General features: G+C 66.6%; 13 protein-coding genes and 1 tRNA gene. 3 read left to right on the top strand and 11 right to left on the bottom strand.

Annotation, left to right across the window (positions count from 1 at the left end; genetic code table 11):
* Window positions 1-106 precede the first annotated feature (106 nt).
* From rpoB to ACGFX9_RS19480, 10 genes are all read right to left on the bottom strand, one after another.
* Complete coding sequence (gene rpoB / locus ACGFX9_RS19525; RefSeq protein ID WP_393473082.1) at window positions 107-3,592, bottom strand: DNA-directed RNA polymerase subunit beta; 3,486 nt, start codon at window positions 3,590-3,592, stop codon at window positions 107-109.
* 560 nt (window positions 3,593-4,152) lie between these two features.
* Window positions 4,153-4,533: a 50S ribosomal protein L7/L12 gene (gene rplL / locus ACGFX9_RS19520; RefSeq protein WP_393473079.1), complete on the bottom strand. Its 381-nt coding sequence runs from the start codon at window positions 4,531-4,533 to the stop codon at window positions 4,153-4,155.
* Window positions 4,534-4,646: 113 nt separating this feature from the next.
* Window positions 4,647-5,177, bottom strand: coding sequence for a 50S ribosomal protein L10 (gene rplJ / locus ACGFX9_RS19515; RefSeq protein ID WP_393473076.1), 531 nt, complete (start codon window positions 5,175-5,177; stop codon window positions 4,647-4,649).
* Window positions 5,178-5,441: 264 nt separating this feature from the next.
* Window positions 5,442-6,413 carry a hypothetical protein gene (locus ACGFX9_RS19510; protein WP_393473073.1) on the bottom strand — a complete coding sequence of 324 codons (972 nt, stop codon included), beginning with the start codon at window positions 6,411-6,413 and terminating at the stop codon, window positions 5,442-5,444.
* A gap of 66 nt (window positions 6,414-6,479) precedes the next feature.
* On the bottom strand, window positions 6,480-7,367 hold the full coding sequence (locus ACGFX9_RS19505) for a hypothetical protein (RefSeq protein ID WP_393473070.1): 888 nt from the start codon (window positions 7,365-7,367) through the stop codon (window positions 6,480-6,482).
* 147 nt (window positions 7,368-7,514) lie between these two features.
* Window positions 7,515-8,237, bottom strand: a complete 723-nt coding sequence (rplA, locus tag ACGFX9_RS19500) for a 50S ribosomal protein L1 (RefSeq protein ID WP_344522028.1) — start codon at window positions 8,235-8,237, stop codon at window positions 7,515-7,517.
* A gap of 84 nt (window positions 8,238-8,321) precedes the next feature.
* Window positions 8,322-8,756 (bottom strand): 50S ribosomal protein L11, encoded by a 435-nt coding sequence (rplK, locus tag ACGFX9_RS19495; RefSeq protein WP_355803871.1) that lies wholly within the window; start codon window positions 8,754-8,756, stop codon window positions 8,322-8,324.
* Between the two features lie 176 nt (window positions 8,757-8,932).
* A complete protein-coding gene (nusG, locus tag ACGFX9_RS19490; protein WP_393473067.1) occupies window positions 8,933-9,862 on the bottom strand; it encodes a transcription termination/antitermination protein NusG in 930 nt (309 codons plus the stop codon).
* Between the two features lie 89 nt (window positions 9,863-9,951).
* Window positions 9,952-10,239, bottom strand: a complete 288-nt coding sequence (gene secE, locus ACGFX9_RS19485) for a preprotein translocase subunit SecE (RefSeq protein WP_393473064.1) — start codon at window positions 10,237-10,239, stop codon at window positions 9,952-9,954.
* Window positions 10,240-10,348: 109 nt separating this feature from the next.
* Window positions 10,349-10,421 (bottom strand) — tRNA-Trp (locus ACGFX9_RS19480).
* A gap of 181 nt (window positions 10,422-10,602) precedes the next feature.
* Between ACGFX9_RS19480 and ACGFX9_RS19475 the strand changes: the two genes are divergently transcribed.
* Together ACGFX9_RS19475 and ACGFX9_RS19470 are read left to right on the top strand one after the other, a co-directional pair.
* Entirely contained in the window at window positions 10,603-11,829 is a 1,227-nt protein-coding gene (locus tag ACGFX9_RS19475) for a pyridoxal phosphate-dependent aminotransferase (protein WP_393473061.1), read from the top strand.
* A 139-nt stretch (window positions 11,830-11,968) separates the two neighbouring features.
* Window positions 11,969-12,988, top strand: coding sequence for an adenosine deaminase (locus tag ACGFX9_RS19470; RefSeq protein WP_393473058.1), 1,020 nt, complete (start codon window positions 11,969-11,971; stop codon window positions 12,986-12,988).
* On the opposite strand, the gene ACGFX9_RS19465 is transcribed toward ACGFX9_RS19470, so the two are convergent.
* Window positions 12,978-13,577 carry a TetR/AcrR family transcriptional regulator gene (locus ACGFX9_RS19465; RefSeq protein ID WP_393473055.1) on the bottom strand — a complete coding sequence of 200 codons (600 nt, stop codon included), beginning with the start codon at window positions 13,575-13,577 and terminating at the stop codon, window positions 12,978-12,980. The two genes, ACGFX9_RS19470 and ACGFX9_RS19465, sit on opposite strands and share 11 nt — an antisense overlap.
* A gap of 87 nt (window positions 13,578-13,664) precedes the next feature.
* Here ACGFX9_RS19465 and ACGFX9_RS19460 point away from each other — a divergent pair, with 87 nt between their 5' ends.
* Window positions 13,665-14,297, top strand: coding sequence for an NAD(P)-dependent oxidoreductase (locus ACGFX9_RS19460; protein ID WP_393473052.1), 633 nt, complete (start codon window positions 13,665-13,667; stop codon window positions 14,295-14,297).
* The last annotated feature ends 18 nt before the right edge of the window (window positions 14,298-14,315 follow it).

Raw genomic sequence — 14,315 nt, 5'->3', positions numbered from 1 at the left:
CTTTCGGGGTTGTGCCCCTCGCATCAGCGAGAAAAAAGGCGCTTCATCATGGTCTGAACGGGTCCGGGGAGAGCCGGCCGGACACGAGGTCCGGCCGGCCAACCCGTCAGACCTCTTCGACGCTGCTCGGCTCGCGCCGGGACAGGTCGATACCGAGCTCCTCCGCCGCGCGGAAGACGTCCTCGTCGGTATCGCGCATCTCGATGGACATGCCGTCCGAGGACAGCACCTCCACGTTGAGACAGAGCGACTGCATTTCCTTGATGAGCACCTTGAAGGACTCAGGAATGCCGGGCTCGGGAATGTTCTCGCCCTTGACGATGGCCTCGTAGACCTTCACGCGGCCGGTCACGTCGTCGGACTTGATCGTCAGCAGCTCCTGGAGTGCGTACGCGGCGCCATAAGCCTCAAGCGCCCACACCTCCATCTCACCGAAGCGCTGACCACCGAACTGAGCCTTACCACCCAGCGGCTGCTGGGTGATCATGGAGTACGGACCGGTCGAGCGAGCGTGGAGCTTGTCGTCGACCAGGTGGTGCAGCTTGAGGATGTACATGTACCCGATCGAGATCGGGTCCGGGAACGGCTCACCCGAGCGCCCGTCGAACAGCCGCGCCTTGCCGGACGGCATGACCATGCGGTCGCCGTCACGGTTCGGAATGGTGTGCTCGAGCAGGCCGGTCAGCTCGTCCTCGCGGGCACCGTCGAAGACCGGAGTCGCGACGTTCGTCCGCGGGCCGACCTGGTCGGCGCCGATGCGCTGCAGGCTCTGCGCCCACTCCTCGCTGAGACCGGAGACGTCCCAGCCCTGGCTGGCGAGCCAGCCGAGGTGGATCTCCAGGACCTGACCCGGGTTCATTCGGGACGGGACACCCAGCGGGTTGAGGATGATGTCGACGGGCGTGCCGTCCTCAAGGAAGGGCATGTCCTCGATCGGAAGGATCTTGGAGATGACGCCCTTGTTTCCGTGCCGGCCGGCGAGCTTGTCGCCGTCCGTGATCTTGCGCTTCTGTGCCACGTAGACACGAACCAGCTGGTTCACGCCCGGCGGCAGCTCGTCGCCCTCTTCACGGTCGAAGACGCGTACGCCGATGACCTTGCCGATCTCACCGTGCGGCACCTTCAGCGAGGTGTCGCGCACCTCGCGCGCCTTCTCACCGAAGATCGCGCGGAGCAGGCGCTCCTCGGGCGTCAGCTCGGTCTCGCCCTTGGGCGTGACCTTGCCGACGAGGATGTCGCCGGCGACGACCTCGGCACCGATACGGATGATGCCGCGCTCGTCGAGGTCGGCGAGGACCTCTTCGGAGACGTTCGGGATGTCCCGGGTGATCTCCTCCGGGCCCAGCTTGGTGTCACGGGCGTCGACCTCGTGCTCCTCGATGTGAATCGAGGAGAGGACGTCGTCCTGTACGAGGCGCTGCGACAGGATGATCGCGTCCTCGTAGTTGTGACCTTCCCAGGGCATGAACGCCACGAGCAGGTTCTTGCCGAGGGCCATCTCGCCCTCTTCGGTCGCGGGACCGTCGGCCAGAACCTGGCCCTCGATCACGCGGGCACCCTCGTCGACGACAACCTTCTGGTTGACCGAGGTGCCCTGGTTCGACCGGGAGAACTTGGCGATGCGGTACGTGGTGTACGTGCCGTCGTCGTTGGTGACGGTGACGTAGTCCGCGGAGACCTCCTGGACCACACCCGCCTTCTCGGCCTTGATCACGTCACCGGCGTCGACCGCACAGCGGTACTCCATGCCGGTGCCGACGAGGGGAGCCTCGGCGGTGATCAGCGGCACGGCCTGACGCATCATGTTCGCGCCCATGAGGGCACGGTTGGCGTCGTCGTGCTCGAGGAACGGGATCATCGCGGTCGCGACCGACACCATCTGGCGCGGCGAGACGTCCATGTAGTCGACGTCGTCGCCGGGGATGTAGTCGATCTCGCCGCCACGACGGCGGACCAGGACGCGCGACTCGGTGAAGCGCATGTCCTCACCCAGCACGGCGTTGGCCTGGGCGATCACGAAGCGGTCTTCTTCGTCGGCCGTGAGGTAGTCGACGTCGTCGGTGACGACGCCCTCGACGACCTTGCGGTACGGCGTCTCGACGAAGCCGAACGCGTTGACGCGGCCGTACGAGGCGAGCGAACCGATCAGACCGATGTTCGGGCCTTCAGGCGTCTCGATCGGGCACATGCGGCCGTAGTGGGACGGGTGCACGTCACGGACCTCGAAGCCGGCCCGCTCACGGGAGAGACCACCCGGGCCAAGCGCCGACAGACGGCGCTTGTGGGTGAGACCCGACAGCGGGTTGTTCTGGTCCATGAACTGCGACAGCTGGCTGGTGCCGAAGAACTCCTTGATGGAGGCGACGACCGGCCGGATGTTGATCAGGGTCTGCGGCGTGATCGCCTCGACGTCCTGAGTCGTCATGCGCTCACGGACGACGCGCTCCATACGAGCCAGACCCGTGCGGACCTGGTTCTGGATGAGCTCGCCGACGTTACGCAGACGACGGTTGCCGAAGTGGTCGATGTCGTCGGTCTCGACGACGATCGACGTGCCGCTGTCGCCAACGGTCTCGACCTCACCGGCGTGCAGCTTCACCAGGTACTTGATCGAGGCGATGATGTCCTCGACCGTGAGGATGCCCGCGTCGAGCGGAGCGTCCGCACCCAGCTTCTTGTTGACCTTGTAGCGGCCGACCTTCGCGAGGTCGTAGCGCTTGGGGTTGAAGTAGAGGTTCTCAAGCAGCGTCTGAGCAGCCTCACGCGTCGGCGGCTCGCCCGGACGGAGCTTGCGGTAGATGTCGAGCAGTGCGTCGTCCTGGCCCTGGGTGTGGTCCTTCTCCAGGGTGGCGCGCATGGACTCGTACTCGCCGAACTCCTCGAGGATCTGCTCGGTCGTCCAACCGAGAGCCTTGAGCAGAACGGTGACCGACTGCTTGCGCTTGCGGTCGATGCGCACACCGACCATGTCGCGCTTGTCGATCTCCATCTCCAGCCAGGCACCCCGGGAAGGGATGATCTTGGCGGAGAAGATGTCCTTGTCGGACGTCTTGTCGATCGAGGAATCGAAGTAGACACCCGGCGAACGGACCAGCTGCGACACGACGACACGCTCGGTGCCGTTGATGACGAAGGTGCCCTTGTTCGTCATGAGCGGGAAATCGCCCATGAAGACCGTCTGGGACTTGATCTCGCCGGTTTCGTTGTTGGTGAACTCGGCAGTGACGAAGAGCGGAGCGGCGAACGTGAAGTCGCGCTCCTTGCACTCGTCGATGGAGTTCTTCGGAGGCTCAAAACGGTGGTCGCGGAACGTCAAGGACATCGACCCAGAGAAGTCCTCGATCGGAGAGATCTCCTCGAAGATCTCCTCCAGACCTGACTTGGTGGGGACGTCCTGTCCACTGTCGAGAGCCGCCTCGACGCGAGCCTTCCACGCGTCATTTCCGAGCAGCCAGTCAAAGCTCTCGGTCTGGAGCGCAAGAAGGTTCGGAACCTCGAGGGGCTCCCTGATCTTTGCAAAGGAAATGCGCAGCGGGGCAGTGCTTGCGCCGTTGTTCGTATTCGCGGTCGAGGCAGTGCGCGAGGCGGCCAAGAGGGGGTCCTTCCGAGGGCTCGGACTCACTACGCGCGTACCGGTCCCAGGTTGGACACAGAGACAGAAATCCCAGGTCAGGGAAGTTTCAGTCCACAGTGCTCAAGCATGGGCATGCCCCTGGTGACGGGCAGGAGGCAGCTAACAGGCAGCGCAAAGGGTCAGTGTAGCCAAACGGCCCACTGATGTCCAGTGCGGGTTCTGGGAGACCCTCGTTGTTCTCAACCCCTGCTGCAAGCCACGTCCTCAACGCACATCGATACTGCCCTCTTCGTCACCGATCCATGCCTCGGATGCGGATCGTTGTGACGACGCGTCCTGAGAATTGCGCGCTGCGTGCGGTTCGTCAAGGCCCCCCTGCCCAGACATGGCTCTCAGTTCGTCACCGTCACGGCCGTTCCGAGGCACGACGAAGATCACCATACTCGTCGGTGGGAGCTTCGCAAGGCAGCCCTCGCGGGTGTGCCGGGGAACGCCGAAGGGCGACCACCCAGATGGGTGATCGCCCTTGGCACGCGCCGCCTGAGCAGCGCTGAGAAGGAGTCAGACGACTCGCGAGGTTACTTGACCTCGACGGAGGCGCCGGCACCCTTGAGGGACTCGGCAGCCTTCTCGGCGGCAGCCTTGTCGACCTTCTCGAGGACGGGCTTCGGGGCGCCGTCCACGAGGTCCTTGGCCTCCTTGAGACCCAGCGAGGTCAGCTCACGCACGACCTTGATGACCTGGATCTTCTTGTCGCCGGCGCCGGTGAGGACGACGTCGAACTCGTCCTGCTCCTCGACGGCCTCGGCAACGGCACCCGGGCCGGCCGGGGCAGCGGCGACCGCGGCGGCGGCGGTGACGTCGAACTTCTCCTCGAAGGCCTTCACGAACTCGGAGAGCTCGATGAGCGTGAGCTCCTCGAACTGAGCAAGCAGGTCTTCCTGGCTGAGCTTCGCCATGATGGGCGATCCTTCCACTATTTCGGCTGGTGCCGGGTGTACATGAAGGCGGGCGTACGTTGGGCCCGCTGCGACCGTCGCCCTAGCGGGTGGCGATCAATGCGCGAGCCGAATTACTCGGCACCGCCCTGCTCGGCCTGCTTGGCACGAAGCGCCTCCGCGGTGCGGACGAACTTCGACGGCAGCGCCTGGAAGAGCTGCGCAGTCTGCGTCTGCTTGCCCTTCAGCGCGCCGGCCAGCTTGCTGAGCAGAACCTCGCGGGACTCGAGGTCCGCGAGCTTCTTGAACTCATCGGCGGACAGCGCCTTACCGTCAAGGACACCGCCCTTGATGATGAGGTCGGGGTTGTCCTTGGCGAAGTCACGAAGACCCTTCGCCGACACCACCGGGTCACCGGTGACGAAGGCAACCGCCGTCGGACCCGAGAACAGGTCGTCCAGCGTGTCGATCCCGGCCTGGTTGGCCGCGATCTTGGTCAGCGTGTTCTTCACCACGGCGTACTCGGAGTTCTCACCGAGCGAACGGCGCAGCTGCTTGAGCTGGGCCACGGTGAGACCCCGGTACTCGGTCAGCACGGCGGCGTTCGAGCTGCGGAACTTGTCCGTGAGCTCGGCTACCGCGGCAGCCTTGTCGGGCGTCGGCATAGAGCGTCGGCCTCCTTCCGGGTGATGAGGACCGCTCAAAAGGGGCTGACAAAACAAAACGCCCCGGCGCAGGCGCCGGGGCATGAGCTCGACCTGACGAGATTCCGTCCGGGAGCACTCACTTCCACAGTCACCTACGCGGGTCGTCCGCAGTTTCAGCGGATCCTTCGGCCACCGCACACTCTGACGAGCACACGGCAACGACCAGCGGTCTTTGGCTTCTGGGGAAGAGTACGCGAACGGGTTCGCGTCAGGCAAATCGGCTCAGAGGCCGCTGTCGGAGCCGCTGGAACCGCTGGAACCGGAGCCCGACTTACCGATGTCCCCGAGCTCCTTGAACATGTCCATCAGGTCGAAGGTCTTGCCGGCCGGCGGAGCGGTCACCTTGGCCGCGGCGCCGTAGTCGGAGAACTTCTGGGACGTCTTCACCGTGCCCTCGGGGGTCTTGATGTCGATGTCCATGCGGACGGGATAGTCGTCCTCATTGACCCAGACCTCGGTGTCGTAGCCCTTGATGCCCGACTTGTCGATGTTCTTGAACAGGTCCTCGCGCTCGCTCTTGCTGAGCACGTCGCTGAGGCCCTTGTTCGTCTCCATCATTTCCTTGACGGTCAGCCGGCCCTTGTAGCGCTGGGTCTGGACTCCGTCGACCTTCGCCGGCCCCGCGTGCTTCAGGTTCGGCGACTCCAGGAGCATCGCGAGCTGCTGCGCGGGGTCCTGGTTCATGCTCTCCAGGCCGCCGGTCATCTGCTTGGCGGCCTTCTCGTCGCCGATCTGCTCGGCGATGGTGTTCAGGTCCATCTTGACCCACTGCTTGCCGTCCATGTCCTTGGCGGCGGCAGCCCCCATGTCCATGTACATCACGTTGTCGAGCCAGAGCATCCGGATCTTCTCCGGTGCCTCCGGGGAACCCTCCGTGAGCGCCGAGCCCGACATCGTCATATCCATGACGGTCGGGTCCCAGCCCATGACGCCGGACATCTTCATGTCGCCGGTGGTGCCGGAGGCGCCGGACATCGACTTCGGCGTCGACATCGTCATCTCGACCTTGGCCGACTTGGCCTTCGCGGTCTTCTCGTACGCGGCCGTGATGACCTCGGTCACCTGCGAACGGGACTGCGTCTCCCCCGAGGCCGCCCCCTTCGCCTTGCCGTCGTCGGAGCCTCCGCAAGCCACCGCACCGGTACACAGCAGCCCGGTCGCGAGCACAGCGCCCGCCACTCTCTTCACAGTCATGACCCCACCCCTAGGAACACATGATCGATACAGATTCAGTGTGGTGAGAGTACCCGACAGGCGGGATCAGGCCTTCGGCTGCTGGTTCATGAGGTCCTTGAAGCTCATGGTGTCCGAGGCCGGGGGCTTCTCCACGGTGACCGGGGTGCCGTAGTCGCTGTAGTGGACCGTCTGGGAGAAGGAGCCGGTCTTCATGTCGGCCTTCTCGACCTTCTTGACCAGCAGGTCGTCGCCGTTGACCCAGATGTCGATCGTCTCGGTGCTCATGCCCGCCTGGTTGAACTGCTTCTTCAGCTCCGCCAGTTGGGACGCGTCCAGGTCCGAGTTCTTGCCGGTGAAGTCGGCGACGTCGACCTCGCCGGAGTAGTGCGTCGCCTTCGTCCCGCGGACCGTCTCCTCGCCCACGCGCTTCACGTCACCCGAGGCGAGCAGCATCTTGACCGACTGATTCGGGGTGGTGTTCTGCATCTGGTCCTTGAAGGCGTCGCCCGCGGCGCCGCCCATCTCGGCCAGCGTCTCGTAGTCGTACTCGATCCAGTGCTTGCCGCCGCCGGCCTGGGAGGCGAACTGGTCGCCCATGTTCGCGTAGAAGCCCGTCTTCAAATAGCGGTAGTCGATCTTCGACTGGCCCATCTGCTTCATCTGCTCGGCCTGCGTGCCACCGGTCATGGTCGCCGTGACATTGCCGGTGATGCCGTCCGACCACGCCATGGCGCCGTCCATGTCCATCGACATCTGCGTGCCCATGACGGTCTTGCCCTCGACCTTGGCCGAATCGGCGTTGTCGGTCTTGTCCTCGATGGTGCGCAGGGCGGCTATCGGGCTCAGCGCCACGGACTTCCCCTTGCCCTTCGTGTCGCCGTCCCCGCCGGAAGAGCCACAGGCCGCGATCCCGGTCAGTGCGGCAGTCACCGCGATCGACAGGCCCGCGCGCCGCATGGTCGTGCTGTTCATGACATCCCACCCCTTGTACTCGTGTGAATGGTGCACGCTAGCGCAGCCCGCTGACGGGCACGCACGCATACGAGGACGGGCCCCGCACCTCGAAAGGTTGCGGGGCCCGTCATCACAAACGCGTACACGACGCGACTGCCGTCAGATTCAGACGGCGGCCGGGTCCTCCTCGGTGAGGAGGTTGCGGGTGCGGTTGCTGTCCAGCGGAATGCCGGGGCCCATCGTGGTGGCGAGGGCGGCCTTCTTGATGTAGCGACCCTTGGCGGCCGACGGCTTCAGACGGAGGATCTCCTCCAGCGCCGCGGCGTAGTTCTCCACCAGCTTGGTCTCGTCGAAGGAGACCTTGCCGATGATGAAGTGCAGGTTCGAGTGCTTGTCGACGCGGAACTCGATCTTGCCGCCCTTGATGTCGTTGACAGCCTTCACGACATCGGGGGTCACGGTGCCGGTCTTCGGGTTCGGCATCAGACCACGCGGACCGAGCACGCGGCCGAGGCGGCCGACCTTGCCCATGAGGTCCGGGGTGGCGACGACGGCGTCGAAGTCCAGGCGGCCCTTCGCGACCTCGTCGATCAGCTCGTCGGCGCCGACGATGTCGGCCCCAGCGGCTTCCGCGGCCGCAGCACGGTCACCGGTCGCGAAGACCAGGACCCGGGCGGTCTTGCCGGTGCCGTGCGGGAGGTTCACGGTGCCACGGACCATCTGGTCGGCCTTGCGCGGGTCGACACCCAGGCGGAAGGCGACCTCGACGGTGCCGTCGAACTTGGTCGCGGAGGTCTCCTTGGCGAGACGGACGGCCTCGAGCGGGGCGTAGAGCTTGTCCCGGTCGATCTTGGCGTCCGCAGCGCGGAGAGTCTTGCTGCGCTTCACTGCTGCTCCTTGGTTCAGGTACGGAGTTGTGGTGTGGACCAGCGCTTGGCCCTACCACTGAGAAAGGTCAGACGGAGAAAGCTCTCAGCCCTCGACCGTGATGCCCATGGAACGGGCGGTGCCGGCGATGATCTTCGACGCGGCGTCCAGGTCGTTGGCGTTGAGGTCTTCCATCTTGGTGGTGGCGATCTCGCGGACCTGCGCCTCGGTGATCTTGGCGACCTTGGTCTTGTGCGGCTCGCCGGAGCCCTTCTCGACACCTGCGGCCTTGAGGATCATCTTGGCGGCCGGCGGCGTCTTGGTGATGAAGGTGAAGGAGCGGTCTTCGTAGACCGTGATCTCCACCGGGATCACCCAGCCACGCTGCGACTCGGTCGCGGCGTTGTAGGCCTTGCAGAACTCCATGATGTTCACGCCGTGCTGGCCCAGCGCGGGGCCGACCGGCGGGGCCGGGTTGGCTGCGCCGGCCTGGATCTGGAGCTTGATAAGCCCCGTGACCTTCTTCTTCTTGGGAGGCATTGCTCTCTCCGGGTCCTAGTGAGAGTTTCCAGCCACCATCCAGTCATCCGGATGGAGGCATACCGCACCACGATAACGGGTATAGTCGCGCGGCTAAAAACCGAGCAGGTCAGACCGGCTTTGGCAGCCTGTCTGACCTGTTCGGAGGCGTGTGTTCCAGAGGAAGCCGCGGAGGGCTAGTTCTTCTGGATCTGGTCGAAGCTGAGCTCGACCGGAGTCTCGCGACCGAAGATCTCGACGAGGCCCTTGACCTTCTTCGAGTCGGCGTTGATCTCGTTGATCGTGGCCTGCAGCGTCGCGAACGGGCCGTCGGTGACGGTGACCGAGTCGCCGACCTCGAAGTCGAGGACCTGGACCTCGACCTTGCGGGACGGAGCCGGCTTGCCCGAGGCCTCGGCGGCCTCGCGGGCGGCCTTCTCCTCGGCCTCCGGGGCGAGCATCTTGACGATCTCGTCCAGGGTCAGCGGGTACGGGTCGTAGGCGTTGCCCACGAAGCCGGTGACACCGGGGGTGTTGCGGACGACGCCCCAGGACTCGTTCGTCAGGTCCATGCGCACCAGGACGTATCCGGGAAGCTTGTTCTGACGGACGGTCTTGCGCTCGCCGTTCTTGATCTGCGCGACTTCTTCCTGCGGCACCTCGGCCGCGAAGATGAAGTCCTCGACGTTCAGCGAGACGGCACGCTGTTCGAGGTTGGTCTTCACGCGGTTCTCGTAACCGGCGTACGTGTGGATGACGTACCACTCGCCGGGGAGCGTGCGGAGCTCTTCGCGCAGGGCGACGATCGGGTCGACCGGCTCGGCTTCTTCCTCGGCGGCCTCTTCGGCAACCTCGCCGTCCTCACCGGACTCGGCGGCGTCCTCGTCGGACTCGGCGGCGGCTTCGTCGTCGACCTCGGCCTCGGCCTCACCGTCGGCCGCCTCGGCCTCGGTCTCGGCGGACTCGGTCTCGGCGTGCAGAGCTGCCTCTTCGGCGGGCTCGCCCGCGGCGGCGTCGGCAGCCTCGGCCTGGTCCGGGTCCTCGGCGTCCGCCGCCTCGACGATGTCGAGCTCGTCCTCAGCGGACTCGACTGACTCGATGGCGTCGTTCAGGTTCGGGTCAGACACTGTGGCTGCTTCTTCCTGGATACAGAGGGGTGGAACGCGCGAAATGGGCGCCGGGTACGGCGCCCTTCGCTCTCGGCTCAGCCATCGGCTCAGCCGAAGACGTACTTGACGGCCTGGTTGAACCCATAGTCAATCACGGTCACGAGGCCGATCATGATGACGACGAAGACAATCACCACGGAGGTGTACGTCGTGAGCTGATTGCGAGTCGGCCAGACGACCTTGCGGAGTTCCGCGACGATCTGGCGGTAGAAGAGCGCGAGACGGCCGAAGGGGCCCTTCTTGCCGCGCTTGCCGCCCTTGCGGGCCTTCTTCTTGGACTCCGGCGCCTCGTCCTGGGCATCAGGCATGTCGATGGAGCCCACGGCGTCCGTCACTCGTCCTCACCTGATTCCGGGTCGTGGCCGTGCCGCGCCCGGTATGAGCCGCACGGCGGTGCAATGCAGTACGTACATGCGCACACATCCCGGTGAAAGGAGTGTGTAGCAGGGCCGGAGGGACTTGAACCCCCAACCGCTGGTTTTGGAGACCAGTGCTCTACCAATTGAGCTACGACCCTTTGATTTCCCCCAACCTACCGCATCCACCCGAGTGCACTGAGTGCGATGGGACGGTGCGACCGGTGAGGGCCAACGAGCAGTGAGTGTACGTGCTTCGCGGCCCTCCGTCGAACAGAATCAGCTGGGGCAGTCCCGCAAACCCCTGTACCGGGGGTGTTTCCGGTCTGGAACGATGGGGTTATGAGCGCTTCCACTTCTCCCACCGAGCGCCGGGTCTCCGCCCGCGTCGGCGCGATCTCCGAGTCCGCGACCCTCGCCGTCGACGCCAAGGCGAAGGCCCTCAAGGCGGCAGGACGGCCGGTGATCGGTTTCGGCGCGGGTGAGCCCGACTTCCCGACGCCCGACTACGTGGTCGAAGCCGCCGTCGAGGCCTGCAAGAACCCGAAGTACCACCGCTACACCCCGGCCGGCGGACTTCCCGAACTCAAGGCCGCGATCGCCGCCAAGACCCTGCGCGACTCGGGCTACGAGGTCGACGCCTCGCAGGTCCTGGTGACGAACGGCGGCAAGCAGGCGATCTACGAGGCGTTCGCCGCGATCCTCGACCCGGGCGACGAGGTCATCGTCCCCGCTCCCTACTGGACGACGTACCCGGAGTCGATCCGTCTCGCGGGCGGCGTACCGGTCGACGTCGTCGCCGACGAGACCACGGGCTACCGCGTCTCCGTCGAGCAGTTGGAGGCCGCGCGCACCGAGCGCACCAAGGTCGTCCTCTTCGTGTCGCCGTCCAACCCGACCGGCGCCGTCTACAGCGAGGCCGACGCCGAGGCGATCGGCCGCTGGGCCGTCGAGCACGGCCTGTGGGTGATGACCGACGAGATCTACGAACACCTCGTCTACGGAGACGCGAGGTTCACCTCGCTCCCGGCGATCCTGCCCGAGCTGCGCGACAAGTGCATCGTGGTCAACGGAGTGGCCAAGACGTACGCGATGACCGGCTGGCGCGTGGGGTGGATCGTCGGCCCCAAGGACGTGGTGAAGGCCGCGACGAACCTGCAGTCGCACGCCACGTCGAACGTCTCCAACGTCGCGCAGGTCGCCGCCATCGCGGCCGTCTCCGGCGATCTGACCGCCGTCGAGAAGATGCGCGAGGCCTTCGACCGGCGCCGCAAGACCATGGTGCGGATGCTGAACGACATCGAGGGCGTGTTCTGCCCCGAGCCGGAGGGCGCCTTCTACGCGTACCCCTCGGTGAAGGGCCTCATCGGCAAGGAGATCCGCGGCAAGCGCCCGCAGAACTCCGTGGAGCTCGCCGCGCTGATCCTTGAGGAGGCCGAGGTCGCGGTCGTCCCGGGTGAGGCCTTCGGTACGCCGGGCTACCTGCGCCTTTCGTACGCCCTGGGTGACGAGGACCTCGTCGAGGGCGTCTCACGCGTCCAGAAGTTGCTCGCCGAGGCCCGCGACTGAGGTTCGGTGTTTTCGCGCTCCACGCGCGCGTGCGGGCCGTCTCCCCTCTTCGGGGAGGCGGCCCGTTTCTTCGTTCGGGGATGGGCACGAACGGGAAAGTGGCTTCCGGGACGCCGCATGCGTACGGCAAGATCCTCCAATGGAGCGTGTACGTGACGTAAGAGAGCTGCCGAAGGCCCATCTGCATCTGCACTTCACCGGGTCGATGCGGCCCACCACCCTGCTGGAGCTCGCCGACAAGTACGGGGTGCGGCTGCCCCCGGCGCTGACCGGCGGGGAGCCTCCGGAGCTGCGGGCGACCGATGAGCGTGGGTGGTTCCGCTTCCAGCGGCTCTACGACATGGCTCGGTCCTGTCTGCGGGAGCCGGAGGACATCCAGCGCCTGGTGCGGGAGGCCGCCGAGGAGGACATCCGGGACGGGTCGGGGTGGCTGGAGATCCAGGTCGACCCGACGTCGTACGCGCCGAGGCTCGGTGGGCTCATCCCGGCCCTGGAAGTCATCCTGGACGCGGTCGAGAGCGCCTCGCGGGACACCGGCCTCGGAATGCGCGTACTCGTCGCCGCGAACCGCATGAAGCACCCTCTGGACGCCCGCACCCTTGCCCGGCTCGCGGTGCGGTACGCCGATCACGGCGTCGTCGGCTTCGGGCTCTCGAACGACGAACGCCGGGGCATGGCGCGGGACTTCGACCGGGCCTTCGCGATCGCGCGGGACGGCGGCCTGCTCGCGGCGCCGCACGGCGGTGAGCTGGGCGGCCCCTCTTCGGTGCGGGACTGCCTTGACGACCTGCACGCGGGGCGGATCGGTCACGGGGTGCGGGCGGCCGAGGATCCGCGGCTCCTGAAGCGGCTCGCGGACCGGGGCGTGACCTGCGAGGTGTGCCCGGCGTCCAATGTGGCGCTCGGCGTCTACGAGAAGCCCGAGGACGTGCCGCTGCGGACCTTGTACGACGCCGGGGTGCCGATGGCCCTGGGGGCCGACGACCCGCTGCTCTTCGGGTCGCGGCTCGCTGCGCAGTACGAGATCGCGCGCAAGTACCACGCCTTCGGGGACGACGAACTGGCCGAGCTGGCGCGGCAGTCGGTGCGTGGCTCGGCAGCGCCCGTCGACGTACAGGAGAAGCTGCTGTCGGGGATCGAGGAGTGGCTCAGCGGCTGATGCCCGCGAGGAGTGTGCGGGCGAGAGCGGCGGCGAACTCGTCGACCGGCTGCGGGGGCTGCTTGCCGACCGTGGCGTCGTAGGCGAAGGCTCGCTGGGCGCAGGCGCCCAGGAGGAGCGAGGCGGCCGCGAAGGTGTCGGCTCCGGGGGCGATCCGTTCGGCGTCGCGTTCGGTGCGGAGGTAGGCGTCGAGTGCCTCGATGGGCATGTGCGGGCCGGTGCCCATCTCCTGCATGGAGTCCTCGTGGCGGCGCTTGAGCTTGGTCTCGGCGTAGAGGGACGCGGCGATCGGGAAGCTCTGGGCGTAGAAGTGGCTGGCCAGGCGGGCGATCTCGGCGAGGTTCTCTTCCACGGAGCGCTCCCCCGGGTCCTCGGCCAGGCGGTGCAGCAGCGGGCCGAGGCGGGGCAGCCGCTCTTGCAGGACGCCCACGAAGAGCTCCTCCTTGCTCGCGAAGTGTTTGTAGAGCGCCGCTTCGGAGCAGCCCGCCGCCTTGGCGATCTCCTTGGTGGTGGCGCGCGCGAGCCCGATGGTGAGCATGAGGTCGTGGGCCGCGTCGAGGATGCGGGCGCGGGTGGGCTTCTGCTGCATGGGCCGTCCAACGGAGCTTGACGGAGGAGTAAGTACATACTCACCCTAGAGGTGAGTGAATACTTACCCACCTGGGGAGGGTGCGCAATGAAGCTCACGGTGTTCGGTGCGACCGGCGGCGTCGGCGGGGAGATCGTCCGGCAGGCGCTCGCGGCGGGGCACGAGGTCACGGCCGTCGTACGTGACCCCTCGCGGCTGAGTGCGACGGGCGAGGGCCTTGAGGTGTTCCGGGCCGACCTCACGGACCCGGAGTCCCTGCGAGCCGCGGTGGCGGGGCGCGACGCGGTGCTCTCGGGCCTCGGGGCGCGCAAGAAGGCGGACGCGGGGATCGCGGCCGAGCTGACGCGGTCGGTGGTGCGCGCCATGGAGGCCGAGGGGGTGCGCAGGCTCGTGGTGGTGAGCGCGGCCCCGGTGGGCCCGCCGGCCGAGCGTCAGCCGGTGGTCGACCGGATCGCGGGAGTCCTGGTCAGCAAGATCCTGAAGAGCGTGTACGACGATCTGCGGGCCATGGAGGCCGGTCTCGCGCGCAGCACGACGGACTGGACGGCCGTGCGCCCGCCGAGGCTGCAGGACAAGCCGGCGACGGGCGTCTACCGCAAGGTCGTCGGGGGCACCCCGGCCAGCGGGCGGTTCATCGGCAGGGCGGACGTGGCGCACGCGATGCTGTCGGTGATCGACGACCTGTCGACGGTGAAGCAGGGCGTGGGCGTCGCCTACTAGTGGCCTGCTAGCCGCCTG

It is taken from the genome of Streptomyces sp. NPDC048436, assembly GCF_043200355.1.
GTDB lineage: Bacteria > Actinomycetota > Actinomycetes > Streptomycetales > Streptomycetaceae > Streptomyces.
Note: the sequence above shows the minus strand (reverse complement) of the source record. Positions and strands in the feature narration are given on the sequence as shown.

Coding starts and splice junctions, on each gene's coding strand:
- rplL (WP_393473079.1), bottom strand. CDS start 4,533: ATGGCGAAGCTCAGCCAGGAAGACCTGCTTGCTCAGTTCGAGGAGCTC.
- rplJ (WP_393473076.1), bottom strand. CDS start 5,177: ATGCCGACGCCCGACAAGGCTGCCGCGGTAGCCGAGCTCACGGACAAG.
- ACGFX9_RS19510 (WP_393473073.1), bottom strand. CDS start 6,413: ATGACTGTGAAGAGAGTGGCGGGCGCTGTGCTCGCGACCGGGCTGCTG.
- ACGFX9_RS19505 (WP_393473070.1), bottom strand. CDS start 7,367: ATGAACAGCACGACCATGCGGCGCGCGGGCCTGTCGATCGCGGTGACT.
- rplK (WP_355803871.1), bottom strand. CDS start 8,756: ATGCCTCCCAAGAAGAAGAAGGTCACGGGGCTTATCAAGCTCCAGATC.
- ACGFX9_RS19475 (WP_393473061.1), top strand. CDS start 10,603: ATGAGCGCTTCCACTTCTCCCACCGAGCGCCGGGTCTCCGCCCGCGTC.
- ACGFX9_RS19470 (WP_393473058.1), top strand. CDS start 11,969: ATGGAGCGTGTACGTGACGTAAGAGAGCTGCCGAAGGCCCATCTGCAT.
- ACGFX9_RS19465 (WP_393473055.1), bottom strand. CDS start 13,577: ATGCAGCAGAAGCCCACCCGCGCCCGCATCCTCGACGCGGCCCACGAC.
- ACGFX9_RS19460 (WP_393473052.1), top strand. CDS start 13,665: ATGAAGCTCACGGTGTTCGGTGCGACCGGCGGCGTCGGCGGGGAGATC.